Genomic DNA, 18,521 nt, shown 5'->3' with positions numbered 1-18,521 from the left:
CGATCAGCCCGTGATGGGCTCGATCTGGTCTCCATTATACCGGACCATCACGTAGTCATTTTCATTCAAGGCGTCGTGGTTGTCGTCCGTGAAGGGCTTGGTGTAGTTCTTGATCAAGCCTTGATAGCTTTCGATGCCAAGAAAACCTTCGCGCAGTTTGGTACCATCGGTCGAGCCGGCCTTGGCGAGCGCAAGCGCGGTCAACTGCATCGCGTCATAGGCGTTCGCAACACCGACCGGCGGGGTGACGTCGCCGGGGCCTTTGACATCGGGATATTTCGCCATCATCGCCGCAAGCACACGCTTGCCGACATCGTTTTGCGAACCGAAGAAGCTGTAGGTCTGGACGAAATGCACTTTGCCTGCCCAGGATCCGGCGAGCTCGGGGAAGCGTCCGCCTGAAATGCCCCAATGCGACACGATCGGCACCGTCCAGGCTGAGCGTTGAAGCCCTTTGACAACTTGCGCGCCCGGCGCGGCATTACCGACCAGGATCAACGTATCCGCACCCGCTTCACGCAGCCGCTGCAACTGCGGTGTCATGTCGGCGTCCTTGTCGTCGAACTTTTCCGCAGCCGCGAGCTTGATGCCCGCAGCTTCCGCCGCGGCGGTCAGGCCGGCCAGGTTGGATTCGCCCCAGCCGTTATTGACCAGGATCAGCCCCGGCTTCTTGGAGCTAAAGCTGGTCATCGCATGCTTGATCAATGCGCGATCCACCAGAACGTCGACCGCAGAGACACGGAACACGAAGTTGGGATTGGCGCCATTGCGGGTGATGTTGGTCGCTGCCGCCCACACGCCCATGAAGGGCACTTTCGCGGTGTTCATCAGCGGCGCGATAGCCAGCGAAACCGGACTGTCGATGCCGCCGAAGATAATGGCGACGCCTTCCTTGTCGATCAATTCCCGCGCCGCAGTCTGGCCCTTGGCAGGGTTCGATTCGTCGTCACGGCGCACCAGTTCGAGCATGCGCCCACCGAGCAGACCGCCGCGCGCATTGATCTCGTCGATCGCGATGGTGATCCCGCGGGTAATCCCTTCGCCTGACTTGGCGGACTGCCCGGAGAGTGCGGCAACCAGACCGATCTTAATGGGTTCTGCCGCCATCGCAGAGCGCCCGACGAGGCTCCCCAATGCGACCCCGGCTGGAAGAACAAGAGCTTGGCGGCGCGTGAGACGTGTGGGCATTTCAGATACTCCCCTTCAGATTTCAATATGGAGGACTTTTGTGCTGGCTCGGGTCAGCTCATTGTGGCGGCCGTGAACCAAAAACAACGGCGCTCTCGGCGCCCAAGTCCATGCCGGTATCAAGCAAACGGTATGCCACAAACAGGAAAATCACAAACAGTACTCTCGATTTGACCAAGAATTTCAAACCGCCAAACACCCGCTGCACTGCGTTTATTCCGCGCATCATCCCACCGCCACACGTTCTGCGGCGGGGGTCTGTCTGTTCAGGATTCCCGGGCATCCCAGATCACCACCCGTATCGGGGTCGGATTGAACCCGTTGCAGGGATTGTTGACCTGCGGACAATTGGAGATGACGAAAAGCACGTCCATATCGGCCGTGACATCGACATAATTTCCCGGCGCCGAGATACCGTCGACGACCGTGAATGCGCCTGAGGGATCAATCGGCACATTCATGAAGAAGTTCAGGTTCGAGACAATATCGCGCTTGGTCAGGCCATGTTTCGAAAGCTCGAGGATGAAGTTCTCGCGGCAGGCGTGCTGATATTTGGTCTCTTCGCCGAAGCGCACAGCGTTGCTTTCGCAGGAACAACACCCCGCCGACGTATCGTGCCGGCCGCAGGAATCCGCCGTCAGATGGGCCATCACCCGGCCCTTGTTCGAAATCAGTTGCGTGCCAAGCTCGATATAGGCCGATCCCTGAACCCGCAGCGTATCCTGGCTGCTGTAACGCTCTGCCGGATCTTCCGCGCAATAAAGCAACGCGTCGACCGCCTGCTGTCCCTCGCTGTCGATGATCCGCAAGGTCTGCCCCTGCTTGAGCACACGGGACCACGGCCGCTCTGCCGGAATGTCATGGGAATAGACAGCGTCGGACATATCCGGTGCCGATGATGCGAGACCAGTCATGGAAGCGTCTCCTCAGGCGTAGAGCCGATCGGTGAATTCAAAGGCGCGGACGATTTCCGGCGACGTCGTCCGGCAGGCATCGTCTGGTTTCGGTGACGGCGCGCGGTAGCGAATGAGCGTGACGGGATCGGTCGCGGCCGGCCGTGCCGGGTCGAGCGGATGGGCGCAATTCGACAACACCAGCACCAGATTCATCTCGGCTCGCAGATCGACGAAGTCGCCCGGCCGCTTGCGGCCGGATACCCACAGGAAGCAGCCGTTGTCATCGAGCGATACCGGCGCAAAAAACGTCACGCAGGGCGGGATATCCCGAAGGCCGAGCCCGACCTTGGCCGCGGCGGCCAGGAAATTCTCATGCGTGTTACGCGTGGTCGCGCCGAACGCGGCCCGCGTCGAGGCCGGCGTCGATCCTCCAACCAGCAGATCGTGGGCACCGCTGGTGTCCTCGATCAGCGACAGAAACACCCGTCCCATGTCCGACAGCAGCACGCGGCCTTTCGAGATCGCCGCACTCCACTGTACTTTGACGGTGTCGGCGCAATTGACCCGCTCGGAAGTGTCTTCCTCGCGCCAGCCGATCAGCGACACGCTGGCGCGGCCGGAATCGTCCACGACCCGTAGCGCCTCGCCGCGTTTCAATCGAACCGTCGTGTACCAGCCAGCAGGAACCTGCTCGCGGCCGATCACGGCGTCGGACACGATCGGGACGCCATCGAGCGGCGTGACATCCGGCAAGCCTTTCGGCGTCAGCTCCTGTCCCGCCGCCCGTAGTTCTTCGTAACGCCGCCGATTGGCCTCGGAAATCTCTTGCTTGGTCTGTGCCGTGATCATGGCGTTGCTCCGACTTTGATCTACTGTTCGGCGATCGAAAAATGCGCTTCGACCGGCTTTCCGGCCTTGCCGTTGATCGGCAGGATGTCCTGCGGACAGGCGGAAAAGGCGATCACCAGATCCATCTCGGCCCGCAGACGAACGTAACTGCCGGGTACTGGCCGGGGCGGCGCTTCGAAGCCGAGCTGGCCGTCAGCGCTCCAGGGAATATTCATGAACAGATTGAGCGGGCTCGGCACTTCCGTTGGCTCCAGACCGAGTTCACGCATTCCCGCGAAGAGATTATCCGTGCAATTGTCGTGATAATCCTCCACGCCGAGAAATGCATAGCGATAACGGTCGCAGGCAGCGATCAGCGTGTCGTGAATTCCTCCGGACGTGTCTTCGGTCAGCGTCAGGATCGGCCGGCGTTTGTTGGTGCGCAGGATATCACCGGGCTTCGGCACCAGATGCAGGCTGTGCGCCCGGGTATGTTCATTCGACATGAACTCGCCGAGATCATTGCGGTTGAAAGCCCAGGTGTCGACCACCTGTTCGCCATGGGTATTGATGATGGTGACGACATGCCCGGCCGCGACAAAGGCAGCCTTGCCACGCCTCGCGGGAATTTCGATGAGAGATTGGGTCATGGCTGGCACCTCATGGCCGCACGGCGATCATGTCGATCTCGATGATCCCGCCACGGGCCAGACCGGTCACGCCGACGGTGGTGCGCGCCGGGCGCTTGTCGGCTGCGAAATAGGTCGCGTAGATTTCGTTCATCTTGGCATAGTCGCCGTTGAAATCAGTCAGGAAGATGCGCACGCAAACAATGTTGGCCAGCGTCAGCCCGCATCCCCTGAGCACACGGGTCAGATTATCCATCACCTTGTGCGTCTGAGCCTCGATGCCGGGCGGAATGGGGAGTGAATCGTCAACCGGATCGGTCGCAAGCTGCCCGGTCACGAAAACAAAACCGCCCGCCTCAACCGCGTGGCTGTAAGGCGCGACCGGTTTCGGCGCATCGGGCAAAAGGTGAAAGATGGGATGCATGGTGGACGTCCTCCAGGTCTTCTGTTCTCAGGTCTTCTGTTCTCAGTGTCTTCTGTTCTCAGGTCTTTTGTTGCCAGTGTGGTTTTTCTTAGCGTCTGCCGCCCGCGACGTCCCCAGCGTAGCGCTGGATGAACTGGCGGGCGCGTTCAGTTTCGGGATTGGAGAAAAACTTTTCCGGCGATCCGGTTTCGACGGCTTTTCCGCGATCCAGAAATAGCACGCGAGTCGCCGCGTCGCGCGCGAAAGCCATTTCATGGGTGACGATCACCATCGTCATGCCCTCATGGGCGAGTTCCCGCATCACGACTAGCACTTCGCCGACCAGTTCGGGATCGAGCGCGCTGGTGGGCTCGTCGAATAGCAGGAGATCCGGACGCATCGCCAGCGCCCGCGCGACGCCAACGCGCTGCTTCTGTCCGCCCGATAATCGGGCCGGAAAAGCATCGCATTTTTCGCTGAGCCCGACCTTCGCCAGCAACGCCAGTGCCTCGTCGCGCACCTCGGCCTTTGGCCGCCGTTGTACCTGAACCGGCGCCTCCATCAGGTTTTGCAATACCGTCAGATGCGGCCACAGCGCAAAATGCTGGAACACCATGCCGATGCGCGTCCTGATCTTCGACAGGTCGCGATCGCCCATGACGATGCCGGCATTGTTGATGCCGACCCGCTCGCCGTTTAAATAGATCTGTCCGGCGTCCGGCCGCTCCAGCCAGTTGATACAGCGCAGCAACGTCGATTTGCCCGAGCCGGAGGGGCCGAGCACGCAGACCGTCTCCCCCTTGTCGACCTGGAGGCTGACATCGGAGAGAACTTCGTTGGCGCCAAACCGCTTCGAAACCCCGGCCACGTCGAGAACTTTGTTGGTTTCAGCCATCGCGCGTTCCTATCGGCGTGCTTCGGCAACGCGGCCGATCGAACTTATCCCGGCTTCGATCACGAGACATAGCCCCCAATACAGGAACACCGCGGTAATGAAGGCCGCGAATGGAATATAATGCCGCGACTGGATCGAACTCGCAGCGTGCGTCAATTCCGGCAGCGCGATGATGGTCAGAAAGGCGCTGTCCTTGACGATCTGGATCATCTGATTGCCGATCACGGGTCCCGCCGACAGCAGCAGCGGCGGCAGGATGATGCGGCGAAACAGCTTTAGCTCCGAAAAACCAAAGGCGATGCCGGCCTCAATCGGCTCGCGCGGCTGCACCGCCCAGGCGCCGCGCAGAATCTCCGCCATATAAGCCGTGTTGTAGATGATCAGCGCCGCGAGACCCGAGCTCCAGTTGTCGAGCCGCAGGCCCAGCGACGGCAGGCCGTAATAGATGATGTAAGCGAACAGCAGGAACGGAACGCATCGCATGCCATCGACGAACAGGCGCGCCAAACCAAAAATAGCCGGCCGTTTCGACATCAGCGCCGGGGTCACGAGGAATCCCAGCAGCAGCGCTGCGATCGCCGACAGCGCCGACAATATCGCCGTATTGGCGAGCCCGCTCAACAGCAGCGAACGTTCGCTCCAGACAATGCCGAAATCATGGATCATGCCAGCGCCTCGGCCCTGGTCTGGCGCCGCTCGATCCAGCGCTGCAACGACACCAGTGCGAAGACGATCGGCACATAGATGGCAATCGCGACCAGAAACGGCGGCAGCGGTTCATAGGTCTGGGCGCCGATCCTGACCGCGGCGCGGGTGATGTCGACCACGCCGACCACCGCGAGGACCGGCGTGACCTTGATCAGCAGCGACATTTCGTTGACTAGGCCAGGAAGGCTCACCGGCACGATCTGCGGCAACACGATCCTGCGAAAACGCTGCCCCGCGTTCATGCCCACGGACTGCGCGGCCTCGTACTGGTCCTTGGGAAAATTCATCAGCGCAGATCGCCATACTTCGCAGTTGAAAGCCGACGTACTCATGACCAGCCCAAGGATCGCGGCCGAGACCGGACTCATCGGCACGCCGATATTGGGCAGCGCAAAAAACAACAATAGCAGCAGCGTGACCAGCGGCGTGGCGCGCAGCATGCTGACATAGAGCGCAACGATCCGGCCTAAAACCGGAACGTCGGCCCAGCGGATCAACGCCAGGCCAAGACCGATCGGCAGTCCGATCAGGATGCCGATCGCTGACAATGTTATTGTCACGATGGCACCCTGAAAGATCGCCGCGATATCAGCCGCGCTCATGACAGACCGGATCGGCCGTTAGAACTGCGGCTCAAACGCAACCGGCAGGTTCGGGAACGCTTCGCCAAACCACTTCTTCTGCAGCTCGGCAAACCGGCCGCTGGCCTTTTCCTTGGCGATGAAGTCGTTCAGGAAGGCTAGCAGTTCCTTGTTATCCTTCGCAACAGCCCAGGCCGGGAACGACGGACCGGAGACAGCCTGACCGACCTCGAAGATCGGCTTTTCGGCGACCAGCGTCTGCAGGTTGATGACGGTATTGACGACGTAATCGACCCGGCCGAGCGCCAGATCCTGATAGGCCTCAGGATAAGACGTATATTCGACGACCTTGCCGAGCTTGCCGCCTTCCTTCTCGAGCATCGCGCTCAGTTCCGGCAGACGGGCCAGCATGGCGCTGCCGGCCTGAACGCCAACGGTCTTTCCGTTGAGATCCTTGATCGAGTTGATCGACTTGTCGTCCTTGCGCTTGGCGTAATAATGCGTGGCGTCCGCGATCGGGCTGGTGAATTCGAGCGACTGCTTGCGTTCCTTGGTGATGAGCACCGCGGTAATGGCGGCATCGTACTTGCCGGTGCTGACGCCGGCCAGAATGCCGGTCCAGGGCAGGATTTCCTGCTTGATCTCGAATGGCGCAACCTTGCGCATGTCTTCGATCAGCTCATTGTCGAACCCGGTTGCCTTGCCGTCCTTGACGAATTCGAAGGGACGGAAATCGTCCTCGGTCGCCACGATGAGACCGCGCTTCTTGATCTCTTCAAGGCCGGCGGCTTTGGCATTGCCGATCATCATCGGCATGGCGAACAACGCGGCCATCGAGCCGAGCAGCAGGCGCCGTGACAAGGAATTGGTGCAGGCGATCGAATGCGTCTTCATGATCAGTCTTCCTCTCCGTTGAGTAATGGCCTGTCACAGCCAGCAAAATAAAACGTGCGAAGTATCGTGGTCGTGGTGGTCCCTTCAGTCGAAGCTAAACCCATGTGAACGCAGATAGGGCGGGAACGCCGCGCCTTCCGCCTTGGCGGCCTGCCGGGCCTTATCCTCGGACCAGCCGTAAAAATCCGCCTCGCCGAATTCCGCGTTGGAGCGCTGTTGCTCCCGGGGTATGGCGTGCACCGCATCGCGCCGGCGGTCGTAGCCATCAATGGCCGCGGCAAGCGCGCTGTCATCGTAACGATCGCGATGCGTCGTGATCTCGCGCGGCAGCCGCAGGCTGACGTAGCCCTCACTCTGGGGATAGCCGAGGCAAAGTCCCGCGACCGGAAACACCAGAGCGGGCAGACCGAGAATGTCCGCGACCTTGTCGACCTCGTTGCGGAGGACGCTGATGGGGCAGACACCGAGCCCCGCGGATTCCGCGCACAGAATCATGGTCTGCATCGCCAGCGCCGCATCGACGCTGGCATTAAAGAAACCTTCCAGCGTTCCGTTGCGCACCGGCTTGCCGCGCAATTCGCCGATACGCTGCAATCGCCGCGCATCGCCCAGAAACACGAAGAACACCGGTGAGGCGCCGATCCACGGCATGCTCGGGAACAGCTTGCCGATCGCGGCGCGCTGCGTGGCATCTGTGACGCGCAGGATCGACGCTTGCTGAAAATCCGATTTCGCCGACGTGCTCAAGGCCGCGGCGACGAGCAGATCGAGTAGGCCATCGCTCGGGATCACGTCGCTGTAACGGCGCACCGTCTTTCGCGAGAGCACGCGACGGATGAACTCGTTGTCGGCTGCCCCCTCGCCAGACGGACCGCCATCGCCAAACCGCCGTTCGATCGCTTCCGCAAAAGCTGGCATCAGCTCGAAACCCAACCGGCCCCGAACGCGGGACTCATCGGCGGTTGCGCAGCGGTCGGCATTGCCAGTTTTTGGACAGGTGAGACGTTCATCGCCAACTCCACTCAAGGTTCGCAAACCCTGGAATTGGCATAGACCAAAGACATGCCAATTCCTGGCCACTGAGGTCTCCCGGGATTTTATCCCGCCGTGCCCTGTGCAGATTTCTCCTGCTCAGGCGGCAGCTCTTGGACCAGCCATCGATGCGGATGCGGAACCCTAGCCACCAACTCAATGCAGGGTATGGAGCAAAGGACATGCCAGACCTGACCGACGGCGGCGTGGAGGGCGTTTTGCCTCATGGCCCCGGGCTGCCTGATGGCGACGATCTGGCCAGCGCCTAGGGATTGCGGAAGAAAATCGGCTATCCTGCCCGCCTCCAGTCACCCGAAAAATGCGAAGAGTACTGCGCATTTTGATCGGGGGGTGCGGCCCGGCGTCGACGTGCACTTTCCAACCGTGCTGCTTTTGAGGCACGGCTGCACAGATTGTAATCGTCCGGACCGATGCGCCGGCGATCGCCCCCCTCAATCGGTGGCTGTCGCTGCCTTCGCGTCATCTGAACTTGCAGCTACGATGCGCTGCATCATTGCAATCAGCCGCTTTTGCTCTGGCTTGCTCAGGTCGGCCACAGTTTCACGGTGTGCGGCACGCGCCGCCGCTTCCATCTGGCGCAGCAACGCCGCGCCTGACTTGGTCAGCCGGCACATCTGCGCCCGGCGATCCCGGTGATGGATCGAGCGCTCAATAAACTTGCGGGATTGCAAGCGCTTAAGCGCGCCGGTGGTGGTGGTGCGGTCGAGCACGACGTCGGCCGCCAGAGTGGTCTGGTCGGCGGTGCCGCGCCGGGCCAAGGCCGACAGCAGGCTGTACTGTAGCGGCGTGACGTCAAAGGCGGCGCATTTCTTCTGAAAAATCGCGACGTGGATTTGATGCAACCGCCGGATCAGAAACCCCGGCCGTTGACCGAGCGGCCAGGAGTTGCTGCTCTTTTGCACCGGTTTCTTGGCCATCTTTAACCACTCTGTCCTTGCTTAGGCTGCATGAATTTGATGCAATCTATGGCATGATAGTTGCTGTATGAAAATGCGAAGCATACTTCGCAATTAGCCAGCGGCCCTTGCCGCGCTAACGATAGGAGATCGGCCATGTCTGTAAGCACCACATTCGACCTGCTTTTGCGCGGGGGACGCGTCATCGATCCGGCCTCAGGCATCGACGGCCTGAAGGACGTCGCCATTCGCGGAGGCAAGATCGCTGCCATTCAGTCCGACATCCTGCCGACCAGCGCCAGGGAAGTCGTGGATGTGACCGATAAGATCGTGCTGCCCGGGCTGATCGATACCCACGCCCATGTCTATCAATATGTGACTGGCCGCTTCGGCGTGAACCCCGACATGGTCGGCGTCCAGTCCGGCGTCACCACGCTGGTCGATCAGGGCGGACCGTCCTGCATGACGCTGCCCGGCTTCCGGCACTTCATCGCGGAAAAGGCGCTGTCACGCACTTACGCGTTTCTCTCCGCCTATTTGGTCGGCGGTCTCGAGGGACATTACTATCCCAATCTCTACAGCCCCGATGGCGTCGATATCGACGCCACGGTGAAGGCCGCGCTCGCCAACCGTGACCTGGTTCGCGGCATCAAGGCCCATGCCGAGATCGGCGGCTTCGCGCGCTGGGGCATTCGCGTGATGGAGATGGCGGCCGAGATCGGGCGTCGCACCGAACTCCCGGTCTATGTGCATTTCGGACAGCTCTGGGGTTTGCCGGAAAGCGGCAACAATGGCGAGGACGTCGATACGATTCTGGAGCGGGTGATTCCGCTGCTTCGCTCCGGCGACGTACTGGCCCATCCGTTCACGCGCCATCCCGGTGGCTTCGTCAATCGCGAGGGTGAAGTGCATCCGGTCATTCGGGCCGCACTCGATCGCGGATTGCGCATCGATGTCGGCCACGGCAGCCACTTCTCCTACCGCCTGGCTCGCAAGGCGATCGCGGCCGGTATCGTTCCGACCACGCTCGGAGCCGATATCCACGGCTACAACACCCATATTCCCGCGCCGGCCGGAACGCCCGACGAGCATGCCGATGACGAGAACCATCCGTTCGCGGGTCAGGCCAAGTTCAGCCTGGTGCAGGCGATGAGTTCGATGATGGCGCTCGGCCTGACGCTCGAGCAGGTGGTACCGATGGTGACGTCGAATCCCGCCGAATTGCTGGGACTTTCAGACGTCATCGGCGCATTGCGGCCCGGCATGGATGCCGACGTCACCGTGCTCACGCAGAAGCCCGGCCGCTATATCCTGCGCGACAATGAGAATACGGAAGTGGTCGCAGACAGCCTGCTGCAACCCGCCTTCTGCCTGCGCGCCGGTGTACGTCACGACGCCGTCGCTCCGATTCTGCCGCAAGCGGTGGCGGCGTAACCGCAGACCGTGGAGACGGCCATTCATGTCTCACGCTGAAAGCGATCCTGCTTCGGAAACCGCACCCGACACCAAGCAAGGTGTTGGGGCGCGTATGCTTCGCAAGGAAGACGATCGCTTCATGCGCGGGCGTGGCCAATATGTGGCCGATATCCGGCTCGCGGGTCTGCAGGACGTCGCCTTCGTCCGCAGCCCGCTGGCGCATGCCCGGATCAAAGCCATCCATGTGCCGGAGCGTTATCGCGACGTGGTCTTTACGGCCGCGGACCTTGACGGGATCAAGCCGATCCGGGCCGTATCCGGCCTTCCAGGTTTCAAGATATCCGAACAGCCCATTCTGGCGACCGGCAAGGTGCGCCATGTCGGCGAACTCGTCGCGATGTGCGTAGCGCCGACGCGGGCCGAGGCCGAGGATATCGCGGCTTCCGTGACGCTGGATCTCGAAGAACTCCCCGCCATCCACGACATGCTCGCCGCGCGTGACCCCGGCGCGGCGCTGGTCCATGAACATTGGGGCGACAACGTCTTTCTCGAAAGCTCCTTCGAGGTCGATATTACGAAAGCCTTCGATGCGCCGATCAAGGTGACGCGCGAACTATCGACCGCGCGCCAATGCATGTCGCCGCTCGAGGGACGCGGCGTGATCGCTACTTTCGATCACCGCCTCGACCAGCTCACGCTCTACACGGGTTCGCAGATGCCGCACATCGTGCGCAACGGCCTGTCGGATTGCATGGGCGTGGATCAAGGCCAGATCCGTATCGTATCGCCGGATATCGGCGGCGGGTTCGGACATAAGGGAATCCTGCTGCCGGAAGAAGTTTGCCTTTCCTGGCTCGCGCTGCGCAAAGGCTATGTCGCGCGCTGGATCGAGGACCGGCGCGAACATCTGATCGCAAGCGCCAATTGCCGCGAGCATCACTACAAGATCACGGTCTATGCCGATCGCGACGGCCGCCTGCGCGGGATCGATTGCGAGGCCACCGTCGATTCCGGCGCTTACTCGTCCTATCCGTTCTCTGCTTGTCTGGAGGCGGCGCAGGTCGCGAGCATCCTGCCGGGCCCCTATGTGATGCCGGCCTACCGCTGCCGGACGTTTTCGGCCGCGACCAATAAATGCCCGATCCTGCCGTATCGCGGCGTTGCCCGCACCGGCGTCTGCTTCGCGTTGGAGATCATGCTGGATGCCGTGGCCGTCGCGGCTGGCATCGAGCCGGGTGAAGTCCGGTTGCGCAATCTGATCCAACCGGATCAGATGCCGTTCGACAACATCACCAAGAAACACTTCGACAGCGGCGACTATCCGGAAGCCATGAACCGCGCGCTTGCGGCCATCGATATCCCATCGGTGCGATCACGCCAGCGCGCAAAGGAACCGGATGGCCGGCTGATCGGTGTTGGCCTGTCGATCTATTGCGAGCAGGCCGCGCACGGCACATCGGTCTATGCCGGCTGGGGCATTCCGATGGTGCCCGGACACGAGCAGGCCACTGCGCGCATGACACCCGACGGCGGATTGGAACTCCGCGTCGGCGTTCATTCGCACGGCCAGGGTCTCGAGACTACGCTCGCCCAGGTCGCCTACGAAATCCTTGGTATCGAAACCAAGCTGATACGCGTCGTGCATGGCGACACTGCGATGACACCCTACTCGACAGGCACCTGGGGTTCGCGTTCGATGGTGATGGCCGGCGGCGCGGTGGCGACCGCCTGCATCGAGATTGCCGAACGCGCCAAGAAGATCGGCGCCAAGCTGCTTCAACTCGATCCGGCGATCGTGACGTTGCGCGACGGCCGGGTATGCGGGCCCAACAGCAGCATCGCGCTCGCCGAAATCGCACATACCTGGTACCGGCGCCCGCAGGATTTGCCGGCTGATGTCGATCCCGCCGGACTGGAATCGACCACCGGCTACAAGCCACAGCGCGACAGCGGCACCTTCAGCTACGCCGCGCATGCCGTGACCGTCGCGGTCGACCCTGACCTCGGTGAGGTCGAGATCCTCGACTACGTCATCGTTGAAGACGGTGGCGTGCTGGTCAATCCGATGATCGTCGACGGCCAGATCTATGGCGGTCTCGCGCAAGGCATCGGAACGGCGCTCTACGAGGAAATGCCGTTCGACAGCGCCGGCCAGCCACTGGCGACGACGCTCGCCGACTATTTGCTGCCTGGCCCGGCCGAAGTCCCCGAGCCGCGCCTCGATCACATGGAGACCCCCTCGCCTTACACGATGTTCGGCGTCAAGGGCGTCGGCGAAGGCGGCGCGATCGCGCCACCGGCCGCGATCACCAATGCCGTGAATGACGCACTGCGTCCGCTCGGGGTTGAGCTGTTGCATTCGCCGATTTCGCCGCGCCGAATTGTCGAGGCCATGCTGGCAGCGCGCGATGCCGAAAGATCGGCGGCATGAAAGCAGCAGCGTTCGCCTATGAACGCCCCACCGATCTGAACACGGCGCTGGCCCTGATCGCCAAGGCGGACGGAACGACAAAGATTATCGCCGGAGGTCAGTCACTGGGCCCGATGCTCAATTTGCGACTGGTCGAACCGGACACCATCATCGACATATCCGGGCTTGCCGAGTTGAAGCGCGCCGAACGCGACGGCGACGAACTCGTGATCGGCGCCTGCGTGACCCATGGCGACGTCGAGGATGGGCGAATACCCGATGTCACGCGTGGCGCCATGCAGCGCGTGGCAAGCGCCATTGCCTACCGGGCCGTTCGCAATCGTGGCACCATCGGAGGGTCACTCAGTCACGCCGATCCCGCCGCGGACTGGGTTTCGTCGCTGTCAGGACTGGGGGCAAGGATCACGCTGCGAAGTGCGGCGGGCGTTCGCAATCTTCCCATCGAGAATTTCATCACCGGCGCGCTCGAATCCGCGCTACAGCCCGGCGAAATCGTCGAGGCGGTGCGGGTGCCCGTCATGACACCGTCGGCGCACTGGGGTTACGTCAAGGCCTGCCGCAAGATCGGCGAGTTCGCCCACGCCATCGCTGCGGTGCTGATCGACCCGGAGCGGGCGACGGCGCGGGTGGTGCTGGGCGCCCTGGAAACAGCGCCTATCGTTCTCAGCGACGCGTCGGCTCTTTTTGGCGGGCGCGTCACCGGCGACTTCAAGCAGCATTTCGACGCGCGCGTGGCCGACGCCATACTGATCAAAGCCGGGGTCGCGAACGCAGTCGACCGGCACATTCATGTCGCGGTACTCCGCCGCGCGATCAATGAGGCGGCCGCGTGACCATGATCGGGCTCACCGTCAACACGCGTCCGGTCAAGGCTTCGGTCGAGCCGCGCACCCATCTGGCTGATTTCCTGCGCGACAATCTCAATCTGACCGGCACGCATCTCGGCTGCGAACACGGCGTATGCGGGGCCTGCACCCTGCTGCTCGATGATATGCCGGCCCGCTCCTGCATCACCTATGCCGTGGCCTGCGACGGCGCGCGGGTAACCACGATCGAAGGTCTCGATAACGACGAGATCGCCACCGAGCTTCGCGCCGCCTTTACCCGCGAACATGCCCTGCAATGCGGCTACTGTACGCCGGGGATGCTGATCGCCGCGCGCGATATCGTATTGCGTTTGCCGACCTCCGACGAGCACAGCGTCCGCGTCGGCATGAGCGGCAATCTCTGTCGATGCACGGGCTATGTCGGCATCGTGCGGGCTGTACGCACGGTGATCGACCAACGGCGCGAGCGCGGCATCACGCCGATCCCCGGTGGCGGCCGCCAGGCACTCGGCCCTGCCGGATCCGGCAACGCCACCAATCCTGTTGTCTCGGAGACGACTGCAAGAGCGGCGGCAAAGACTGAAACGCCAGATCAGATCAGTGTCGCGATGGCGATACCGAACTTTACGCCCGCGAAGGTCTTTGAGGATCAATTCACGGTGGCTTTTCCGCCGGCCAAGGTTTTCGACATGCTCGGCGATGTCGCGCAAGTCGCCGCCTGCCTGCCCGGCACGTCACTGATCGGGACGCCGACGCCGGAGCGCGTCGAAGGCATGATCCGCGTCAAGCTCGGGCCGATCTCGGCCAACTTCCGCGGCGCCGCGCGCATCGAACGCGTCCCCGAAGACCTCACTGGCCGGATCGTCGGAATGGGCAGCGATCAGCGCAGCCGGTCTTCCACCCAGGGCGAGATTCGCTATCGGCTTGTGCCGATCGAACAGGGCGCGGCCACGCGCGTCGAACTTTCGATTGGCTACAGCCTTAAGGGAATGCTGGCGCAGATCGCGCGTGACGGCCTGGTGCGCGATCTCGCCGCCCGGCTAACCGCCGACTTCGCACGCAATCTCGACCGCCATCTTTCGGGCGTTCCGGTGGACGGAGCAGCCGACGGATCACAGGATCTAAACGGAGTGTCTTTGCTGATCGGCCTTCTGCGCAGGCGTGTGCAGGAGACCATAAGACGCATCTGGGGCCGATGAAGATCGCTTCCCTTGGTACGATTCTTGCTGCGCTTTATCTGAATTTTTTCAACGGAGGGCGTCATGACAGATTCAGAACTACGGGCAGACGTACATAGTATCGAACCTATCCCTGACTCAGACCGCGACTCGACCGGCATTCAGCAAATGTGGATTTGGGCCGGAGCGAACATCGCACCGGTCAACTGGGCGCTGGGAGCGCTCGGCATCATTCTCAAACTCGGCCTGTGGGAGACCATCTGGGTCATCGTCATCGGCAATTTGTTCGGCTGCGCGATCTTCGCCGCGTTCACGGTGATGGGCCACAAGACCGGCGTCAATCAGATGGTCCTGAGCCGTTCCGCCTTCGGACGCCGCGGCGCCTATCTGCCGAGCCTGCTGATGTTCCTGATGACGCTGTGCTGGATCGGGGTGAACACCTACTTCCCGGTCAAGATCTCGACCGCGATTCTGGCGCAGTTCGGAATACCGGACTCGCTGCTGGTGACCTTCATCATCATCACCCTCGTGATGGTGATCCAGGTCTGGATCGGCATCTACGGCTTCTACGCGATCCGCACGTTTGAAAAATATACCGTGCCGGTGACCGTCGCCATCATGGTGCTGATGAGCGTGCTTGCCTGGAGCCAGCCGGGAGTCGTCAACTGGAATCTGACCAGCACCCTTCCGCCGGGTGCGCATCTGGCGATGTTGTCGCTGTTGATGACGGCGATCGGCGTCGGCTGGGGTATCTCCTGGGTCACCTGGGCTTCGGACTATTCGCGCTTCGTACCGCGCAGCACTTCCTCGAAGTCTGTGTTCTGGTACAGCTATATCGGCATGTATGTTCCGTCGGTGTGGCTTGCCATCCTTGGCGCGACGATCGCGAGCGTTACACTGGATACCGACCCGGCCAAGATGGTCAGCGCGGTGTTCGGCGGCGCCGCTAGCATCCTGGTGCTGCTGATGGTGCTGCACGGTCCGATCGCGACCAACATCCTGAACGTCTATTCTGCTGCGCTGGCTGCGCTCAGCATGGGTGTGCGTCTATCGCGGACCTCGCTGGCGTTGATCGTCGGTGTCGTCGGCTATCTGGTGACGGTCTACTTCATCTTCGCGCCGTCGTTCGCCAAGGCGTTCGATAACTGGATGATCAGTCTGCTGCTCTGGATGAGCCCCTGGGCAGGCGTCGTGCTGGCCGACTTCTTCATCAAGCGGAAGAGCCAAATCAACGTGCCCGAACTCTACGCTTCGCCGGAAACCAGCATCTATGGAGACATCAACTGGGGCGGCATCATCGCATTCCTGATTGGCCTGGTCGCCGGCTGGTCGGTAGAAGACGGACTCGTCCCGGCCTTGCAGGGACCGATATCGGGAATGCTCGGTGGCGCGGATCTCAGCTGGCTGTTCGGCATCGTCATCGCCGGAGCCGTATATTTGGCTATCGGTGGACGAACGGTGACGGCGCCCTCGGTAGTGATAACAGGAGCCAAATAATGCACGAAAATTCCCCGCGAATGCCATACACGCAGGGAATTTTCGGCTCATAACAGGGGTTCATAAGCGAAAGGCAGGCTTGTCGCCTAAACCCGACAAGCCTGCCGCCGCTGATGATCCCATTTGCACGACACAACAGGGGACGTGATGTCTTATCTTGCCTTGAAGCGTATTGCCGTGAAGAACTCGATCCTGGGTGCGACGGCCATATGTCTATCCATGACAACAGCGCATCAAGCGGCTGCGGAACCTGCAAGCTGCCCCTCCCCGATTCCATTGGGCCTGACCACGGCCCTCACCGGCAATACGGCGCTGCTCGGCACGCAAGCGCGCAATGGCGTCGAATTCGCGGTCGATGAAATCAATGCGAATGGCGGTATCGGCGGCAAGAAGCTGGCACTGGCCACGGAAGATACCGGCGCCTCCAGCACCGACGCGCTGAACGTGATGAACCGCATTCTCGAAGGCAAGCCGATTGTCGTATTCGGGTCGATGATCAGCCCGCACGTGTTCGCGCAGACCGAGGTCGTCACCAAATCGGAAACACCTTTCCTGGTCGGCGCGACCAACGCGAAAGTCACTGCGCAGGGCAGCAAATGGCTATTCCGCACCCATGTCCATGACGGACAGCTTGCCGATCTCATCCCGGAATATCTGGTGAAGTCGCTCGGCAAGACCAAGCCCGGCATCATGGCGGTGGCGGATGATTACGGCCTCGGCGCTTCCAAGGGCATCCAGGCCTCGCTCGCCAAGCTTAAGGTAGCGCCGGTCGCCGTGACGTCCTATGCACCGTCCGACAAGGACATGAGCGCGCAATTGCTTGAAATCAAGGACAAGGGCGCCGACAGCCTGATCCTGTTCGGCCGCCCAGCCGATGTGACGCTGGTCATCAAGCAGATGAGCGATCTGGGCATCAAGCTCCCGACCATCGGCAACGCCAGCATCGTGGCGCAGACCACGCTCAATAACCTCTCAGCCGCGGAGGCCGACGGCGGTTACGCGATCGGCGGCATGATCCCGCAGACTTCGACCGATCCGAAAATCCTGGATTGGGCAAAACGCGTTCAAGACAAGTACAAGGTCCCCGCCGACAATTTCACGGTGTCGTATTACGACACCGTCTATATGCTGAAATCGATCATCGAAAAGGTCGGCTGCGACAAAGCGGCGATCCGCGACGCGTTCGCCGCAACCAAGGACTGGAAGGGCATGCTGATCTCCTACCAGGCCGATGCCGTCGGTGATCTGGCCCACACGCTCGGGATTTACCGCAACAAGGGCAAGACGCCTGAATTGACCGGTCCGATCAAAGAAAGCGGATACTGATCCCTTCATGGGCCAGCTCATCGTCAACGGCCTGGCGCTCGGGAGCATCTATGCTCTCGTCGCCCTCGGCCTGCTGCTGATCTTCAACACCGTGCAGATCGTCAACTTCGCACAGGGCCAGTTGCTGATGCTGGGCGCCTTCATCGGCATCAGTTGTGCGGTCACGCATGAGTTGCCGGTGGCGGCGGCCTGGGCCATCACCATGGTGGCGATGGCGCTGGTCGGCATCGTGTTCATGGTGCTGGTCTACTTTCCGCTGCGCGGGCGACCTGCGTTTCTGGTGATCCTGACCACGATCGCGATGGGGATTGTGCTGGAAAACCTCGCGCTGATTATTTGGGGACCGCTGCCGGTCTCGCTGCCATCGCCAATTCACGGCCCGCCGCTGCGCTTCGCCGGCGTGGTCATTTCGATGCACCAGCTCTTCATCTTCTGCACGCTTGCGGTGATCCTGCTGCTGCAATTCCTGTTGCTGACCAAAACCCGGTTCGGAATTCTGATGCAAGCGACCGCGCAAGACCTGCACACGGCGCGGCTGGTCGGCATTTCCGTCAATCGCACCATCGCCGTGGCCTTTGCCTTCGGCGCTGTGTTGTCGGGAATCGCGGGATTATTGGTCGCGCCGATTTTCCTGGCTGAACCAACCATGGGCGGCAGTCTTGGTCTGAAGGGTTTTGTCGTCAGCGTGATCGGCGGGTTCGGCAATTTGCCGGGCGCGGTCATCGGCGGATTGTTCCTCGGTCTGATCGAGACGTTCGGCGCACGTTACATCTCGTCCAACTTTCGCGACGCCTATGCCTTCATTGTCATGATCGCCGTTCTGATCGCATGGCCCCGCGGCCTGTTCGGCGAGAAGAGCAGCGAGAAGGTCTGAG

The 18,521-nt window shown here is 61.6% G+C and carries 18 protein-coding genes and 1 riboswitch; of the genes, 7 read left to right on the top strand and 11 right to left on the bottom strand.

Annotated features, from left to right (window positions below; translation table 11 throughout):
* Positions 1-3: 3 nt before the first annotated feature.
* From HB676_RS04170 to HB676_RS04120, 11 genes are all read right to left on the bottom strand, one after another.
* A complete protein-coding gene (locus HB676_RS04170) occupies positions 4-1,107 on the bottom strand; it encodes an ABC transporter substrate-binding protein (RefSeq protein WP_249780051.1) in 1,104 nt (367 codons plus the stop codon).
* 347 nt (positions 1,108-1,454) lie between these two features.
* Entirely contained in the window at positions 1,455-2,102 is a 648-nt protein-coding gene (locus HB676_RS04165) for an urea amidolyase associated protein UAAP2 (protein ID WP_213736404.1), read from the bottom strand.
* A gap of 12 nt (positions 2,103-2,114) precedes the next feature.
* Entirely contained in the window at positions 2,115-2,933 is an 819-nt protein-coding gene (locus HB676_RS04160; RefSeq protein ID WP_213736403.1) for an urea amidolyase associated protein UAAP1, read from the bottom strand.
* A 20-nt stretch (positions 2,934-2,953) separates the two neighbouring features.
* A complete protein-coding gene (locus HB676_RS04155) occupies positions 2,954-3,562 on the bottom strand; it encodes an urea carboxylase-associated family protein (RefSeq protein WP_213736402.1) in 609 nt (202 codons plus the stop codon).
* A gap of 10 nt (positions 3,563-3,572) precedes the next feature.
* Complete coding sequence (locus HB676_RS04150; protein ID WP_213736401.1) at positions 3,573-3,965, bottom strand: RidA family protein; 393 nt, start codon at positions 3,963-3,965, stop codon at positions 3,573-3,575.
* Between the two features lie 88 nt (positions 3,966-4,053).
* Positions 4,054-4,839: an amino acid ABC transporter ATP-binding protein gene (locus HB676_RS04145; protein WP_213736400.1), complete on the bottom strand. Its 786-nt coding sequence runs from the start codon at positions 4,837-4,839 to the stop codon at positions 4,054-4,056.
* A gap of 9 nt (positions 4,840-4,848) precedes the next feature.
* Complete coding sequence (locus HB676_RS04140) at positions 4,849-5,505, bottom strand: ABC transporter permease subunit (protein ID WP_213736399.1); 657 nt, start codon at positions 5,503-5,505, stop codon at positions 4,849-4,851.
* Positions 5,502-6,149: an amino acid ABC transporter permease gene (locus HB676_RS04135; RefSeq protein ID WP_213736398.1), complete on the bottom strand. Its 648-nt coding sequence runs from the start codon at positions 6,147-6,149 to the stop codon at positions 5,502-5,504. The genes HB676_RS04140 and HB676_RS04135 overlap by 4 nt, the downstream gene beginning before the upstream one ends.
* Before the next feature lie 18 nt (positions 6,150-6,167).
* Positions 6,168-7,022 carry a transporter substrate-binding domain-containing protein gene (locus tag HB676_RS04130; RefSeq protein WP_213736397.1) on the bottom strand — a complete coding sequence of 285 codons (855 nt, stop codon included), beginning with the start codon at positions 7,020-7,022 and terminating at the stop codon, positions 6,168-6,170.
* Between the two features lie 84 nt (positions 7,023-7,106).
* Positions 7,107-7,940, bottom strand: coding sequence for a nitroreductase family protein (locus HB676_RS04125; protein WP_213736396.1), 834 nt, complete (start codon positions 7,938-7,940; stop codon positions 7,107-7,109).
* A 166-nt stretch (positions 7,941-8,106) separates the two neighbouring features.
* Positions 8,107-8,213: riboswitch (guanidine-I (ykkC/yxkD leader) on the bottom strand.
* A gap of 293 nt (positions 8,214-8,506) precedes the next feature.
* Positions 8,507-8,992, bottom strand: coding sequence for a MarR family transcriptional regulator (locus HB676_RS04120; RefSeq protein ID WP_213736395.1), 486 nt, complete (start codon positions 8,990-8,992; stop codon positions 8,507-8,509).
* A 135-nt stretch (positions 8,993-9,127) separates the two neighbouring features.
* Here HB676_RS04120 and HB676_RS04115 point away from each other — a divergent pair, with 135 nt between their 5' ends.
* The 7 genes from HB676_RS04115 (at position 9,128) to HB676_RS04085 (ending at position 18,520) form a co-directional block, all read left to right on the top strand.
* A complete protein-coding gene (locus HB676_RS04115; RefSeq protein ID WP_213736394.1) occupies positions 9,128-10,405 on the top strand; it encodes an amidohydrolase/deacetylase family metallohydrolase in 1,278 nt (425 codons plus the stop codon).
* Positions 10,406-10,430: 25 nt separating this feature from the next.
* Complete coding sequence (locus HB676_RS04110) at positions 10,431-12,818, top strand: xanthine dehydrogenase family protein molybdopterin-binding subunit (RefSeq protein ID WP_213736393.1); 2,388 nt, start codon at positions 10,431-10,433, stop codon at positions 12,816-12,818.
* The gene (locus HB676_RS04105) at positions 12,815-13,651 is read left to right on the top strand and encodes an FAD binding domain-containing protein (protein WP_213736392.1); all 837 of its coding nucleotides are present in this window, start codon (positions 12,815-12,817) and stop codon (positions 13,649-13,651) included. Before HB676_RS04110 ends, HB676_RS04105 begins: the two co-directional genes overlap by 4 nt.
* The gene (locus HB676_RS04100) at positions 13,648-14,844 is read left to right on the top strand and encodes a 2Fe-2S iron-sulfur cluster-binding protein (protein WP_213736391.1); all 1,197 of its coding nucleotides are present in this window, start codon (positions 13,648-13,650) and stop codon (positions 14,842-14,844) included. Before HB676_RS04105 ends, HB676_RS04100 begins: the two co-directional genes overlap by 4 nt.
* A 63-nt stretch (positions 14,845-14,907) precedes the next feature.
* Entirely contained in the window at positions 14,908-16,320 is a 1,413-nt protein-coding gene (locus HB676_RS04095; protein ID WP_213736390.1) for a cytosine permease, read from the top strand.
* A 147-nt stretch (positions 16,321-16,467) separates the two neighbouring features.
* Positions 16,468-17,646 carry an ABC transporter substrate-binding protein gene (locus tag HB676_RS04090; protein WP_213736389.1) on the top strand — a complete coding sequence of 393 codons (1,179 nt, stop codon included), beginning with the start codon at positions 16,468-16,470 and terminating at the stop codon, positions 17,644-17,646.
* Between the two features lie 7 nt (positions 17,647-17,653).
* Entirely contained in the window at positions 17,654-18,520 is an 867-nt protein-coding gene (locus HB676_RS04085; RefSeq protein WP_213736388.1) for a branched-chain amino acid ABC transporter permease, read from the top strand.
* Position 18,521: the final 1 nt, after the last annotated feature.

The sequence above is a fragment of the Bradyrhizobium sp. dw_411 genome, from assembly GCF_018449695.1.
In the GTDB taxonomy this organism is placed as follows: Bacteria; Pseudomonadota; Alphaproteobacteria; order Rhizobiales; family Xanthobacteraceae; genus Bradyrhizobium.
Note: the sequence above shows the minus strand (reverse complement) of the source record. Positions and strands in the feature narration are given on the sequence as shown.